This window comes from Paraburkholderia unamae (genome assembly GCF_003096875.1).
In the GTDB taxonomy this organism is placed as follows: domain Bacteria; phylum Pseudomonadota; class Gammaproteobacteria; order Burkholderiales; family Burkholderiaceae; genus Paraburkholderia; species Paraburkholderia unamae.
In genome coordinates this window covers 1-14,832 of the sequence record NZ_QEOB01000037.1, presented here as the reverse complement: position 1 = coordinate 14,832, position 14,832 = coordinate 1, and the positions used below count along the sequence as shown (strand labels likewise).

Below are 14,832 nucleotides of genomic sequence, written 5' to 3'. Positions count from 1 at the left end.
CTTGTATTCCTTAGTATTTCAGTGCGCGCCGGACGCAGCGTCCGGCGCAGGGGTTTGCGGATTCGTGGGCGGGTTTGTCAAAGCCGCCACCACGCGTTCCATCTGCATGAAACGCGAGCCTTTCACGAGGATCGTTGCGCCCGCGCCGTAACCGGCTCCGGCCAGCGCCTGCACGAGCTCGCCCACGTTCGCCGCGTGCAGCGCCTGTGCGCCGAACGCAACGGTGATGTCTCGCGCCGCGTCGCCGAGCGTGTAGAGCGCGTCGATGCCGCGCTCCTTCGCATACGCGCCCACCTCGCGGTGAAACGCGGGGCCGTCGTCGCCGACTTCACCCATGTCGCCCAGCACGAGCACGCGCGGCGACGCGTGCGAAGCGAGCACGTCGATCGCCGCGCGCACCGAATCGGGATTCGCGTTGTAGGTGTCGTCGATCACAGTGGCGCCCGCCAGCTCGCCAAGCGCCGCGCGCTTGACCTGCAAGCGGCCCTTCACCGGCTCGAACGCCTCCAGCCCGCGGCCGATCGCCTCGAGCGGCACGCCCGCGGCAATCGCCGCGGCCGTGGCCGCGAGCGCGTTGCGCGCGTTGTGCGCGCCAAGCACTTTCAACGCCACTTCGAGATGGCCTTCCGGCGTCGCGATCGCGAGACGGTTGCCGCCCGGCTTACCGACGAGCTTGCCGGTCACCGCCGCCTCGACCGCGCTTTCATCCGTATGGAGCGCGAAGTCGAGAATCTGCGAACCGGTTGCCGCCACGCGCCAGATGCTCGCGTAGGCATCGTCGGCGGGAAACACCGCGACGCCCGTGGGCTTGAGCGCGTGAATCACGCTCGCGTGCTCGAGCGCGACAGCTTCCACCGTCGCCATGAATTCCTGATGCTCGCGCTGCGCGTTGTTCACCACCGCAACCGTAGGCTCGGCGATCTTCGCGAGCAGATCGGTCTCGCCGGGGTGATTCATGCCGAGCTCGACCACCGCCAACTGGTGCGCGCCGCTCAAACGCAGCAGCGTGAGCGGCAGGCCGATATCGTTATTGAGGTTGCCCGTCGTCGCGAGGCGCGCATTCTCGCCCACCGCCGCCGCGAAGATCGACGCGATCATTTCCTTGACCGTGGTCTTGCCGTTGCTGCCCGTCACGGCGACGAGCGGCATCGAAAAGCGGCGCCGCCAGCCGAGCGCGAGCGCGCCGAGCGCCGTGCGCGTGTCGTCCACGCGCAGCGCCGGCATGCGCCAGTCGCCGGGACTGCGCGACACGAGCGCCGCGCTCACGTGACGGTTCGCGACTTCGCCGAGAAAATCGTGCGCGTCGAAACGGTCGCCCTTGAGCGCGACGAAGAGATCGCCCGGGCCTGCCGCGCGGCTGTCGGTCGAGATGCGCTCGAACGTCGCGTTCTCGTCGCCGAGTACGCTCGCGCCGGGAATCAGCGCTGCGGCTTCGCGCAGGGAAAGCATTGTCATTCACCACCTCCGCGCACGTGTGTGACACGGGCTGCGAGAGCAAGCCGCGCGTGATCCTGGTCGGAGAACGCGCGCTTCTTGCCCATGATTTCCTGGGTCGCCTCGTGGCCCTTGCCGGCCAGCACGACGACGTCTTCGCGCGCCGCGCCGCGCACCGCTTGCAGGATCGCGCTCGCGCGGTCCTCGATGCGGCGCGCCTTCGCGGCTTCGCGCATGCCTTGCGCGATCTGGTCGATGATCGCGGCCGGCGATTCGCTGCGCGGGTTGTCGCTCGTCACGACCACCTGGTCGGCGAGGCGCTCCGCGATCGCGCCCATGAGCGGGCGCTTGGTCGCATCGCGGTCGCCGCCGCAGCCGAACATGCAGACGAGCTGTCCGCCGCGCGCGAGCGCCATGGGACGCAGTGCTTCGAGCGTCTTTTCCAGCGCGTCGGGCGTATGCGCGTAATCGACCACCACGAGCGGCTCGTCGTGATCGACGCGGCCGCCCAGGCGCTCCATGCGGCCGTTCACCGGGTGCAGCTTCGCGAGCTCGTTGAGCGCCGCGACGAGCGGCACGTTCGCCGCCAGCAGCGCGCCGAGCACGCCAAGCAGATTGCTCACGTTAAAGAGGCCGAGCACCTGCACCTCGACGCGCGCCTCGCCCCAGTCCGACGTTTCCAGATGGAAGGACGTGCCGGTGGCCGTCGCGCGCACGTCGTTCGCGCGCAGCCAGGCGTCGGCCACGGGCGCGTCGGCGACGGGCGTCTCTATGCCATACGCGATCGTGCGCGCCTTGCCGCGCGTGGCGGCGATCAGGCGGTGCCCCGCTGCGTCGTCGGCGTTGATGACGGCCGCGCGCAGGCCTGGCCAGGCGAACAGACGCGCCTTCGCGGCCTCGTAGGCTTCGAACGTGCGGTGATAGTCGAGATGGTCCTGCGTGAGATTCGTGAAGACGGCAATGTCGAACGACGTGCCGTTCACCCGGCCCTGATGCAGCGCGTGCGAGGATACCTCCATCGCAATAGCCTGTGCACCTTCGCCACGCAATTGTGCGAGGCTGCGTTGCAGTTGCGGCGCATCGGGCGTGGTGAAGCCCGTGTGCACGAGCTGACCCGGAAAGCCGCTGCCGAGCGTGCCGACGATCGCGCACTTCTGGCCGATGGCCGAGAGCGCCGTGGCGATCCACTGGCTGCACGACGTCTTGCCGTTCGTGCCGGTCACGCCGACCACGAGCATCGCGTCGCTCGGGTCGCCATACCAGCCGCTCGCGATCTCGCCCGCGAGCGCATCGAGTTGCGGCACGGCGAGTGCGATGGAAGCGTCGGGCTGTTCGCCCGCATAGCCTTCCGGCTGATACAGAACGGCGGCCGCGCCGCGCTCGATCGCATTGGCGATGTGCGGGCGGTTGTCCGCGCCTTCCACGGCGTAGGCGAGAAACACGTCGCCCGGCTTGAGCGAGCGCGTGTCGGCGTGCAGGCCGGCTGCGGGCGCGACGTGCGCGCGCAGCCATGCGAGCGCGTCCGCGATCTGCCGGTGCGCGGGATGCTGGGTGCGCGTGGCGCTCATCGGACGACTCCGGGTCGATTTTTCGCGTTGTCCGCGACGGTCATGTGACGCGCGGCGACGGTGTTCTTGTTTGCGGGCGTATTCGCCGTGTGCTTCACGGGCGCGCCCGGTGCATTCGCGGCGGCGGGAGCCGAGGCGCTGTTGTCTTCGACCACGAGCTGCTTCACCGGCATGTCGGGCGGCACGTTGAGCGAGCGCAGCGTGTCGCCGACGATGCCCGAGAACACCGGACCCGAGACCGCGCCGCCGAAGTGGCTGCCGGCGGTCGGTTCGTCGACCGTCACGGCCACGACAATGCGCGGATTCGGCATCGGCGCCATGCCGACGAACGACGCGCGGTACTTCGAATGGTCGTAGCCGTGCGGGCCGTGCTTGTACGCCGTACCGGACTTGCCGCCCACGCGATAGCCGGGCACGGCGGCGTCGGGCGAGGTGCCGTCCCTCGACACCACGCTCTCCAGCATCGTGCGCACTTCACGCGCCGTGGTCGGCGCGAAAACCTGGGTGCCCTGCACGGGCTGCGTATCGCCGGGATGGCGGAAGATCGTGACGGGCAGGATCTGGCCGTCGTGGGCGATCGCCGTGTACGCGCGCGCGAGCTGGAACAGCGAAACGGAGAGGCCGTAGCCGTAGGACATCGTCGCCTGCTCGATGCGGCGCCAGCTTTTCCACGGACGCAGACGGCCCGCCGCCGCGCCGGGGAACCCGACCTTCGGCGCCTGACCGAGACCGATGCTGGTGTACATGTCCCACATTTCTTCGGGGCGCAGCGTCATCGCGATCTTCGTCGCGCCGATGTTGCTCGACTTCTGGATCACGCCGCCCACCGTCAACACGCCAAAACCGGCGTCGTCGGTAATGGTCGCGCCGTCGAGGGTGAAGTGGCCCGCGCCCGTATCCACCAGTGTAGTCGGCGAGACGCGGTGCAAATCGAGGGCCAGCGACACCGTGAACGGCTTCATGATCGAGCCCGGCTCGAACACGTCGGTGAGAATGCGGTTGCGCAACTGCTCGCCGGTGAGGTGCGAGCGGTCGTTCGGGTTGTAGGTCGGATAGTTCACGAGCGCGAGCACTTCGCCCGTGCGCACGTCCACCACCATCGCCGCGCCCGCCTTGGCCTTGAACTTCTCGACGGCCGCTTTCAGGTTCGAATAGGCGATGAACTGAATCTTGCTGTCGATCGACAGTTCGACGTCCTTGCCATCGTGGGGCACGACCGTTTCGTCGACGTCCTCGACGATATGGCCCATACGGTCCTTGATGACGTGACGAATGCCCGGCACGCCCGCGAGCATCTTCTGGTCGGACAGTTCGACGCCTTCCTGGCCTTCGTCCTCGACGTTGGTGAAGCCGATCAAGTGCGCCGTGACGTCGCCTTCCGGGTAGAAGCGCTTGTATTCGTTGCGCTGATAAATGCCGGGAATGTCGAGCGCCGTGACTTTCTGCGCGACATCGAGCGGCACCTGGCGCTTCACGTACACGAACGTCTTGTCTTCGGAGAGCTTCGAGCGCAGCTCTTTCGTGCTCATGCCGAGCAGCGCGCCGAGCTGGTTGAGCTTGTCGGCGCCGAGATCGTCGGGCACGGCTTCGGGAATCGCCCAGATCGCGCGCACGGGCAGGCTCGTGGCAAGCACGAGGCCGTTGCGGTCGAGAATCTTGCCGCGCGTGGCCGGCAGTTCGATCGTGCGCTGGTAACGGCTTTCGCCCTGCTTCTGATAGAACGCGTTGCCCGGGCCCTGAATCCAGAACGCGCGTGCGGCGAGCGCGACGAACGCCATGAAGAGCAGAAACACGACGAGCTTCGAGCGCCACATCGGCAGGCGCACGGAGAGAATGGGGTTGGCGCTGAAGGCAACGCTCTTGCGGCGATTGTCCTTTTTCATCGCGTGCCTCCGCGGCGGGCAGGCGTGGACGCGGCGCCCTGCGGGGGCGCCGAGGTCGGCACGGGCGCGTCGACGGCGGTGGCGGCGCCCGGCGCGAGCGTCAGATATTGCGTGCGTCCGGTCGTGACAGGCTGCATCTTGAGCGAGTCGGTGGCGATCTGTTCGATGCGCGACGTTCTCGACAGCGCGCTCTGCTGATATTGAAGCTGTGCGTAGTCCTGCTGAAGCTGATGCTCCTGCGACTGCGCGCGTTGCAACTGGATGAAGATCTGGCGCTGCTGATTGGTGGCGTTCACGACCGAGAGCGCGCACCCCATGACGACGATCAGCAGGAAGATGTTCAGGCGATTCATGGCGTGATGCGCTCCGCGGTGCGCATTACGGCCGAGCGGGCACGCGGGTTCGCGGCGACTTCCTCGTCGCTCGCGAACACGCGGCCGAGCAGCTTGAGCGGCGGGCTCGGCAGGTCGACGGCGCGGATCGGCAGACGGCGGTCCACCGCCGGCGCGCTCGCGTGCGCCTGCATGAATCGCTTGACGATCCGGTCTTCGAGCGAATGAAAGCTGATGACCACCAGCCGCCCCCCCTGTTCCAGCAACGACAACGCTGCTTCTAGAACGACTTGCAGCTCCGCAAGCTCTTGATTGACGTGAATCCGTATAGCTTGAAAGGTGCGGGTTGCCGGGTCCTTACCCTTCTCACGGGTTTTGACGACGTTAGCCACGATTTGGGCAAGCTCGCCCGTGCTGTCGAGAGGCCCGAGACGGTCGGACTCTGCCCGGCGAGCAACAAGCGCCTTTGCAATCTGAAAAGCAAACCGTTCTTCCCCATAATCCCGAATTACCTCCGTCAGTTCCTGCAACGTGGCCCGAGCGAGCCAGTCAGCGGCGGACTCGCCGCGCGTCGGGTCCATCCGCATGTCGAGCGGACCGTCGGCGCGGAAACTGAAGCCGCGCTGCGGATCGTCGACTTGCGGCGACGACACGCCAAGGTCCAGCAATATTCCCGACACACGCCCTACCCCGCGCGACGCGAGCTCGTCGCGCAGCGAAGCAAAACTCTCATGCACGATCGAAAACCGCGCGTCGCCCACGGTTTGCGCCGTGGCGATCGCCTGCGGATCCTTGTCGAACGCAATCAGGCGCCCAGCCTCACCCAGACGCCCGAGGATCGCGCGACTGTGCCCGCCGCGACCGAACGTGCCGTCCACATAGACGCCGTCCGCGCGCGTGATCAGTGCGTTCACCGCTTCGTCTAGCAGCACCGTGCGATGCTGTAGTCCCTGTCCCATCGCAGATGCCATAGCTTTTTAAACCGCGATCAGAACGTGAAATTTTTCAGGGCGTCGGGCATGCCCTGCGCCATCGCCGCCTGTTCCTTGGCGGCGTAGGTCTGCGCATCCCACAACTCAAAATGACTACCCATGCCGAGCAGCATGACTTCCTTTTCCATTCCTGCCGCCAGACGTAATTCAGGTGAGACGAGCACGCGGCCCGCACTGTCGAGATCGACGTCGGACGCGTTGCCGAGAAAGATGCGGCGCCACCAGTGCGCGTCCATCGGCAAGGCGGCGACCTTCGCACGGAACACTTCCCATTCGGGGCGCGGAAATAGCAACAGGCAGCCGTCCGGGTGTTTGGTGATCGTCACCCGGCCTTCTGCCTGTTGTTGCAGCGCATCCCGATAGCGAGACGGAATCGACATCCGTCCTTTCGCATCGAGTGTTAGCGCCGACGCCCCCTGGAACAATTTGCTCCCCCTAACGCGGCGTCGTTCGCCGCCCGCTTAAATCTCGGAAAATCTACCTGAATACGCGTCTGAAATCACACAAAAATACACTTTCTCACACTGTCTCCCACTTTAGAGGAACGCCCAACGAGGGTCAAGGGAGCCCGAACGTTTTTTGACGAAATTTATCCGCTAGAACAAGGACTTAGCGGCACTTGTTCAAGTCAGACCAAAAGCCAAAAACCGTTATGAATGAATGAGCTAACGCAGGTTGTGAAGGTGATACGTGAAAAGCGCGGGGATAAGCGGCGTGCCGAGGGGGTCTTGCGGGGATTAATCGGAGGGCTGAAAGCTCTGAAAGATTAACGGCATTATGAGCCGACAGCGATTGTCGGCCCACGTAATCCAGTCAGATGTAATAGGCGGTGCGTGTCATGACCTTCGATGCTACACGCATCAGCGAACGCACCGGCAGCGGCAATTCGACACCGCCCAGATCGGTCGCCGACCTGGCGTGAGCCATTTCATCGGTGCGCATTTGCTCGACGACCGCGCGCGATTCGAGGTCGGCGGGCGGCAGGCTGTCGAGGTGGCTGTCGAGATGATGTTCGACCTGGCGCTCGGTCTCGGCCATGAAGCCGAGGCTCACCTTGTCGCCGAGACGCCCGGCGGCGAGGCCGATCGCCAGTGCGCCGGCATACCAGAGCGGATTGAGCAGGCTCGGGCGCGAATCGAGCGCTTGAAGGCGGCGCGAGGTCCACGCGAGGTGATCCTCTTCTTCGCGAGCGGCCTCGTCGAAGGCGACCTTGAGCGAGGGCGAACGGGTCGACATTTTCTGCGCCTGATACAGCGCCTGGGCGCACACCTCGCCCACATGGTTCACGCGCATGAGGCCGGCGGCATGTGCGCGCTCGGCGGGCGTGAGTTCGCTGCCGGCCGGCACGGCCTCGCCGTCCGGCGTGACTTCGATGGTAACGGGAGTGGGCTGCGGCATCGGCCGTGCCATACGCGTCACGCCGGTGATCGAGCGCAGGCCCCGATCGAATTCGGTAATCAAATCATCTAGCGTCATCCAGCCTCCCTTTCATTTCGTTGGCGCGCCGAAATACGGCTCGCCGCGGACCGCCCCTCACCACTACACAAACTCGCGGAGATCCGTCAACCAGGGGCAGCGCCGATAGATAGCTGCGTATTCTAAGCCATGTTGTGTAAACGAAACAGGTACTTAGCGGTGCCCCGCCTTTTCCTTTGTGACTATTAACCCTTTTGTTACATTACGTGCAACTTCTCGCGAAGTTAGAAGGACGGGATCCACGCTAGATAAAAAACCGGTCCCGTTACAAGACGCAAAAGATTCGCAAACACTGGAGATCATTCAATGAAGAAGTCGCTTCTCGCGCTCGCTGCGCTTGGCGCGTTCGCGGGCGTTGCTCACGCTCAGAGCAGCGTCACGCTGTACGGCATCATCGACGAAGGTTTCAACATCAACACGAACTCGGGTGGCAAGCACCTGTACAACCTGTCGAGCGGCGTGTTGCAAGGCAGCCGTTTCGGCCTGCGCGGCGCTGAAGATCTCGGCGGCGGCCTGAAGGCAGTCTTCGTGCTCGAAAACGGTTTCGACGTGAACAACGGCAAGCTCGGCCAGGGTGGCCTGATGTTCGGCCGTCAAGCCTATGTCGGCCTCTCCAGCTCGCAGTTCGGCACGGTCACGCTGGGTCGCCAGTACGACTCCGTCGTCGACTACGTCGGTCCGTTCGAATCGGGCGACCAGTGGGGCGGCTACATCGCAGCTCACCCGGGCGACATCGACAACTTCAACAACGCCTACCGTACGAACAACACGGTCAAGTTCACGAGCACGAACTACGCAGGTCTGACGTTCGGCGGCACGTACAGCTTCGGTGGTCAGTCGGGCAACTTCACGGGCAACCAGATCTGGTCGTTGGGCGCTGGCTACAACAACGGCCCCCTCGCCCTCGGCGTTGGCTACCTGAACGCACGCACGCCGAACACGAGCGGCGGCCTGTTCAACAACGGCGGCACCGCTTCGCCGCTGACGGCTGTGAGCAACCCGATCTACGGCGGCTACGCGACGGCCAACACGTACCAGGTTATCGGTGCAGCTGGTGCATACACGTTCGGCGCTGCGACGTTCGGCCTGACGTACTCGAACATCAGCTTCCGCAACCTCGGCACGACCGGCACGACGCGTTTCGAGACCGGCTCGAACGCCTCGTTCAACAACGTCGAAGCCAACTTCAAGTACCAGTTCACGCCGGCATGGCTGGCAGGCTTCTCGTTCGACTACACGGACGGCCACAGCGCCACGCTGGCGAACGGCACGAGCCAGAGCGGCGCAAAGTACTTCAACTACGCGCTCGGCACGGACTACTTCCTCTCGAAGCGTACGGACGTGTACCTGATTGGCGTGTACCAGCACGCTACGGGCACCGATTCGTCGGGCAACTCGGCGGTCGCCTCGATCAACGGCCTGACGCCGTCGAGCACGAACAACGTGTTCACGGCTCGCGTCGGTATCCGTCACAAGTTCTAATAAGAACAGTCGCTGTAATCTCGAAGGCGCCTCCGGGCGCCTTTTTTCTTTGGCGCGCCGGCTTGAGCGCGGCGTTGCGCAACGCTCAAAGAAAAACGGCCTGCCCTCGATGGGCAGGCCGCTTGTCTTGCTTCATGCTTCTTTCGCGCCTTCCGTTGCCCCTTCAAGCCCGGCCGTCGCGCAACTCGCGGCGCAGGATCTTGCCGACGTTGCTCTTCGGCAGATCGCTGCGGAACTCGATGATCTTCGGCCGCTTGTAGCCGGTGAGCTGCGTCTTGCAGTAGTCGAACACATCCTTGTCGGTGAGCGCCTGGTCCTTCTTGACGATATAGAGCTTCACCGCCTCGCCCGAGTGCTCGTCGGGCACGCCCACCGCCGCCACCTCGAACACGCCGGGCAGCTTCGCCACGACATCCTCGACTTCGTTCGGGTAGACGTTGAAGCCCGAGACCAGAATCATGTCCTTCTTGCGGTCGACGAGCTTGATGTAACCGCGCGCATTCATGAGACCGACGTCGCCCGACTTGAAGTAGCCGTCGGGCGTCATGACCTTCGCGGTTTCCTCCGGACGCTGCCAGTAGCCCGCCATCACCTGCGGACCGCGAATGCAGATCTCGCCCGCCTCGCCGATCGGCAGCTCGTTGCCTGCGTCGTCGCGAATCGAAATTTCCGTGGAGGGCAGCGGCAAGCCGATCGTGCCCGTGTATTCGGTTGCGGTGACCGGGTTGCAGGTCACGCTGGGCGAGGTTTCCGAGAGCCCGTAACCTTCGACGATCGGCGTATGCGTGCGCTCGTACCAGCGCTTCGCCACGGCCTCCTGCACCGCCATGCCGCCGCCGTTCGCCACGAGCAGATGGGTGAAGTCGAGCTTGTCGAACTCGGGATGGTTGAGGATCGCGTTGTAGAGCGTGTTGACCGCGGGGAACGTCGTGATCGTGTAGCCGTGCAGTTCCTTGATCATGCCGCCGATATCGCGCGGGTTCGGAATGAGGATGGCGAAACCGCCCGTGCGAATCGTCAGCAGCCCGCAGACGGTCAGCGCGAACACGTGATAGAGCGGCAGCGCCGCGACCGTCACCGGCTGCGTGCCGGCCGGCAGCTTCACGAGCGCGGGTTCGGTCCAGGCGGCCGACTGCAATACATTCGCGATCAGATTGCGGTGCAGCAGCGTCGCGCCCTTGGCCACGCCAGTCGTGCCGCCCGTGTACTGGAGGAACGCGACGTCGTCGGGGCTCTGCTCGACACGCTTGAAACCCGCGCGCGCGCCTTCGGCGAGCGCGTCATTGAAGCGCACGTGGCCCGGCAGGTTCCAGGCGGGCACCATCTTCTTCACGCGGCGAACGACGAAATTGACGATGAAACCCTTCGCGCCGAGCAGGTCGCCCATCGACGCCACCAGCACGTGCTTCACGCGTGTATTGGCGGCGACCGCGCTCAGCGTCCCGGCGAAATTCTCGAGGACGACGATCGCTTCCGCGCCGCTGTCCTTCAACTGATGTTCGAGTTCGCGCGGCGTGTAAAGCGGGTTCACGTTCACGACGACATAGCCCGCGCGCAGCACCGCAGCCAGCGCCACCGGATACTGAAGCACGTTGGGCATCATGAGCGCGATGCGCGCGCCGCGTGCGATGCCGCGCGACTGGAACCACGCGGCCAGACGCTGCGAAAGCTGGTCCAGCTCACCATAGGTGATCGCTTTGCCCATGCACGCGAAAGCGGGCTGCGTGCGGTATTCGCTGAAGCTCTCTTCGAGCAGCGCCGTGATGGACGCATAACGGCTCGCGTCGATTTCCGCGGGAACGCCGGGCGGGTACGATTTCAGCCAGACTTTTTCCATGCGGCGTCTCCTCCTTGATTTTTCGAATGGTCGTGCTAAAAAGCGGATCGTAGCATGGTGACCCGGCTTTTATGTCAGCAAATCAGCGAGTTAGAAAGGCCCCTCGAACACGTGTTCCGGGCCTCGTTTGACTTAGTCGGGATTCAGGCGCGTTCGACTTCGACGAGACAGTCGTAGAAGGTCGCCGAGCCGCCCAGGTCGGTGAGTGCCTGGCTCGTCACTTCGTTGGCGTTGCGGCCGTCGGGTGCGAGCTTCTTCCACCAGATCGAGAGCCCGACCACGAGGCCGCTGCGCGCCCGGTCGGTGACGCGTGCCCGCGCACGCATCGAGCCGCGGTCGTTGAACACGCGCACCTCGTCGCCGTCGGCGATCTGGCGAGGCGCAGCGTCGGCGGGATTGAGATCGACGTGCGGTTCGCCTTCGGTCGCACGCAGACTCTCTACGTTCACGAAAGTGCTGTTGAGGAAGTTGCGCGCGGGCGGCGAGATCATCGCGAGCGGATAGCGCGCGGCCAGTTCCGGCGCGCCGTCCGCCGATTCGTGCGGAGGCAGGTAATCGGGCAGCGGATCGTGCCCGGCCTTCGCGAGCGCTTCGCTGTAGAACTCGCATTTGCCCGTGGGCGTGCGAAAGCCGCCTTCGGCGAACGGGGCTTCGGCGATGTGCAGCTTGAGCCAGCCTTCGCGCTTGAGCGCGGCCCAGTCGGCACCGTCGAGCGCCGGATCGGTCCAGTCGAATGCTTGCGCCGCCACCTCCTCGTCGCTCTCGAAAAGCGCCGGCTCGCTCAGGCCCATCGCGCGCGCGATCGACCGGAAGATTTCGGTGTTCGGGCGCGCCTCGCCAACGGGGGCGATGGCCGGCAGATTCGCCATCACATGCGTGTGGCCGTAGGACTTGTGGACGTCGAGGTGTTCGAGCTGGGTCGTGGCGGGCAGCAGCAGATCGGCGTAATCGGCCGTATCGGTCTGAAACTGCTCGAGCACGACGGTGAAAAGATCCTCACGCGCAAAACCGGCCGCGACTTTGGCCGACTCGGGCGCGACCGCAACCGGATTCGAGTTGTAGACGACGATCGCCTCGATCTTCGGGCCGAACGTTGCATCGCCCGCATGCGTGAGTGCGTCGCCGACCTGGTTCATGTTGACGACGCGAGGCTGATGCTGCGGCCAGCCGGGGATCAGGTCGGGACGCTGAAGTGCGTTCGCATCCACGGGAGCCCAGCCCGACGACGACAGCAGCACGCCGCCCGCGCGTTCGCGCCAGGCGCCCGTCAGCGCGGGCAGACATGCGATTGCGCGCACCGCGTTGCCACCGCCGCGCACGCGTTGCAGGCCGTAGTTCATGCGGATCGCCACCTTGCGCGTGGAAGCATAGAGGCGGGCGAGATCGATGACCGTCTGCGCCTCGATGCCGCAAATTCCGGCGACGCGCGCGGGCGTGTAGGTGAGCGCGCGTGCCTTCAGCGCGTCGAAGCCGTGCGTGTAGCGGGCGATGTAGTCGTGGTCGAGCCGGTCTTCGGTGATCAGGACGTGCATCATGCCGAGCGCAAGCGCGCCGTCCGTGCCGGGCTTGAGCGCGATGTGCTGATGGCACTTTTCGGCGGTCAGCGAGCGGTAGGGATCGATGGCGATAAGCTTCGCACCATTACGCTTGGCCTCTTGCGCACGGGTCCAGAAATGCAGATTCGACGCGATCGGGTTGGCACCCCAGATGAGGATGACTTCGCTTTCGGCGAAATGCTCGGTGAGCATGCCGAGGCTCGAACCGAAGGTGTAGCGCAGACCCGCCGCGCCCGCCGCCGCGCAGATCGCGCGATCGAGACGCGAGGCGCCGAGCTTGTGGAAGAAGCGCTGGGCGATGCTGTCGCCCTGGACCAGCCCCATGGTGCCGGCGTAGCTGTACGGCAGGATCGCCTCGGGCGCGCGTTGGGCGATTTCGCCAAGACGCTCGGCCGCGATGCGGCACGCTTCGTCCCAGCTGATCGGTTCGAACCGCCCTTCTCCCTTGGGGCCGACGCGTTTCATCGGCTGCGTCACGCGCTTCGGATGATGAACGCGCTCGGCATAGCGGGTCACCTTCGTGCACAGCACGCCCTGCGTGGGCGGATGATCGGGGTCGCCGCTCACCTTGATCGCCCGGCCGTTTTCGACGGTCACGCGCATCGCGCAAGTATCGGGACAATCGTGCGGGCAGACTGCACGGGCAAATTCGGCTGGGGCGTTCATCGGAAATCCGTGGGTGAGGCGTTTTGTCGTAGGGACGATTTTATTATGTCCGGGGTGCGCGGCTGGCTCGCACCCCGAGGGTTCGCGCGAAAAAAAAGGTTCGGCGTAGAATGGTCCGTCTAGACCCGGCCCCGAGGAGACAAGGGCCGGGTGCCCACTTTTCGAGCACCGTCCGCCATGAAACTGATCCCGGAAATCCAGGCCGCCCAAGGCGAAATTCAGGACCTCCGACGAACGATCCACGCACATCCCGAACTGCGCTACGAAGAAACCCGGACGTCCGACCTTGTCGCCGCGAAGCTCGCCGACTGGGGCATCGAGGTGCACCGCGGCATGGGCAAGACCGGCGTTGTCGGCGTGCTCAAACGCGGCAACGGCAAGCGCATGATCGGCCTGCGCGCCGATATGGACGCGCTGCCCATCCAGGAACTCAACACCTTCGATCATCGCTCGCGCAACGAGGGGAAGATGCATGCCTGCGGCCATGACGGCCATACTGCGATGCTACTCGGCGCGGCGCAGTATCTCGCGAAGCATGGTCAATTCGACGGCACCATCGTCTTTATTTTCCAGCCGGCCGAAGAAGGCGGCGCGGGTGCGAAAGCCATGATCGACGATGGCCTCTTCAAGCAATTTCCCGTCGATGCGGTTTTCGGCATTCACAACTGGCCCGGCATGCCGGCCGGCTACTTCGGCGTGACCGAAGGGCCGATCATGGCTTCGAGCAACGAATTTCACATTGAAATCAAGGGCGTAGGCTCGCACGCCGCGTTGCCGCACAACGGACGCGACCCGGTATTCACGGCGGTTCAGATCGCCAACGGGCTGCAAAGCATCATCACGCGCAACAAAAAGCCGCTCGATACGGCGGTGCTGTCGATCACCCAGATTCACGCCGGCGATGCGGTCAACGTCGTGCCGAACACGGCATGGATCGCGGGTACAGTGCGCACCTTCACGACCGATACGCTCGACCTGATCGAGTCGCGCCTGCGCAAGATTGCCGAGAGCACGGCCGAAGCGTACGACTGCTCAGTGGATATCACCTTCCATCGCAACTATCCGCCGACCGTGAACAGCAGCGCCGAAACGCAATTTGCCGCCGAGGTCATGCGCGAGGTGGTGGGTGAAGATCGCGTGGATGCCAAAGTCGAGCCGACGATGGGCGCTGAAGATTTCTCGTTCATGCTGCTTGAAAAGCCGGGCTGCTACGCGTTTCTCGGCAATGGAGAAGGCGGCCATCGGGAGGCGGGACACGGTGCCGGGCCCTGTATGCTGCACAACGCCAGCTACGACTTCAACGATCAGTTGCTGCCTGTGGGGTCGTCGTTCTGGGTGCATCTTGCGACGAAATTCCTGGCTCAGCAGTGAACTGGTGTTGCATAGCAAAAAAGCCGTCCATAGGACGGCTTTTTTATATCGCGCGGTGCCTTGCCCGCACACGCATTTCAGACCCGTAAACGCCAGAACCCCGGTTCTCTTTCGGAGACACCGGGGTTCTGGACTTTACTGCATAAGGAGCCTGACGATTACCTACTTTCACACGGGCAATCCGCACTATCATCGGCGTGGAGTTGTTTCACGGTCCTGTTCGGGATGGGAAGGG

11 protein-coding genes are annotated in these 14,832 nt (G+C 64.5%); 2 read left to right on the top strand and 9 right to left on the bottom strand.

Annotated elements, in window-relative coordinates; genetic code table 11:
* Positions 1–18: 18 nt before the first annotated feature.
* The 7 genes from C7402_RS42075 to coq7 form a co-directional block, all read right to left on the bottom strand.
* Positions 19–1,455 carry a UDP-N-acetylmuramoyl-tripeptide--D-alanyl-D-alanine ligase gene (locus C7402_RS42075; protein WP_116614780.1) on the bottom strand — a complete coding sequence of 479 codons (1,437 nt, stop codon included), beginning with the start codon at positions 1,453–1,455 and terminating at the stop codon, positions 19–21.
* Complete coding sequence (locus tag C7402_RS42070; RefSeq protein ID WP_116614779.1) at positions 1,452–3,002, bottom strand: UDP-N-acetylmuramoyl-L-alanyl-D-glutamate--2,6-diaminopimelate ligase; 1,551 nt, start codon at positions 3,000–3,002, stop codon at positions 1,452–1,454. The genes C7402_RS42075 and C7402_RS42070 overlap by 4 nt, the downstream gene beginning before the upstream one ends.
* Complete coding sequence (locus C7402_RS42065) at positions 2,999–4,885, bottom strand: peptidoglycan D,D-transpeptidase FtsI family protein (RefSeq protein ID WP_112177536.1); 1,887 nt, start codon at positions 4,883–4,885, stop codon at positions 2,999–3,001. The genes C7402_RS42070 and C7402_RS42065 overlap by 4 nt, the downstream gene beginning before the upstream one ends.
* Positions 4,882–5,238, bottom strand: coding sequence for a cell division protein FtsL (gene ftsL, locus C7402_RS42060; RefSeq protein ID WP_116614778.1), 357 nt, complete (start codon positions 5,236–5,238; stop codon positions 4,882–4,884). Before ftsL ends, C7402_RS42065 begins: the two co-directional genes overlap by 4 nt.
* Positions 5,235–6,188, bottom strand: coding sequence for a 16S rRNA (cytosine(1402)-N(4))-methyltransferase RsmH (gene rsmH, locus C7402_RS42055; protein WP_112177538.1), 954 nt, complete (start codon positions 6,186–6,188; stop codon positions 5,235–5,237). The genes ftsL and rsmH overlap by 4 nt, the downstream gene beginning before the upstream one ends.
* A gap of 17 nt (positions 6,189–6,205) precedes the next feature.
* On the bottom strand, positions 6,206–6,634 hold the full coding sequence (gene mraZ / locus C7402_RS42050; protein WP_027818006.1) for a division/cell wall cluster transcriptional repressor MraZ: 429 nt from the start codon (positions 6,632–6,634) through the stop codon (positions 6,206–6,208).
* Positions 6,635–7,022: 388 nt separating this feature from the next.
* Positions 7,023–7,685 (bottom strand): 2-polyprenyl-3-methyl-6-methoxy-1,4-benzoquinone monooxygenase, encoded by a 663-nt coding sequence (gene coq7 / locus C7402_RS42045; protein ID WP_112177539.1) that lies wholly within the window; start codon positions 7,683–7,685, stop codon positions 7,023–7,025.
* Positions 7,686–7,991: 306 nt separating this feature from the next.
* On the opposite strand from coq7, the gene C7402_RS42040 reads away from it, so the two are divergent.
* Positions 7,992–9,167 (top strand): porin, encoded by a 1,176-nt coding sequence (locus tag C7402_RS42040; RefSeq protein WP_116614777.1) that lies wholly within the window; start codon positions 7,992–7,994, stop codon positions 9,165–9,167.
* 163 nt (positions 9,168–9,330) lie between these two features.
* Here C7402_RS42040 and C7402_RS42035 read toward each other — a convergent pair whose 3' ends face one another.
* Entirely contained in the window at positions 9,331–11,004 is a 1,674-nt protein-coding gene (locus C7402_RS42035) for a long-chain fatty acid--CoA ligase (RefSeq protein ID WP_112177541.1), read from the bottom strand.
* A 143-nt stretch (positions 11,005–11,147) separates the two neighbouring features.
* On the bottom strand, positions 11,148–13,226 hold the full coding sequence (locus C7402_RS42030) for a molybdopterin-containing oxidoreductase family protein (protein WP_116614776.1): 2,079 nt from the start codon (positions 13,224–13,226) through the stop codon (positions 11,148–11,150).
* 177 nt (positions 13,227–13,403) lie between these two features.
* On the opposite strand from C7402_RS42030, the gene C7402_RS42025 reads away from it, so the two are divergent.
* Positions 13,404–14,597 (top strand): M20 aminoacylase family protein, encoded by a 1,194-nt coding sequence (locus C7402_RS42025; protein ID WP_116614775.1) that lies wholly within the window; start codon positions 13,404–13,406, stop codon positions 14,595–14,597.
* Positions 14,598–14,832: the final 235 nt, after the last annotated feature.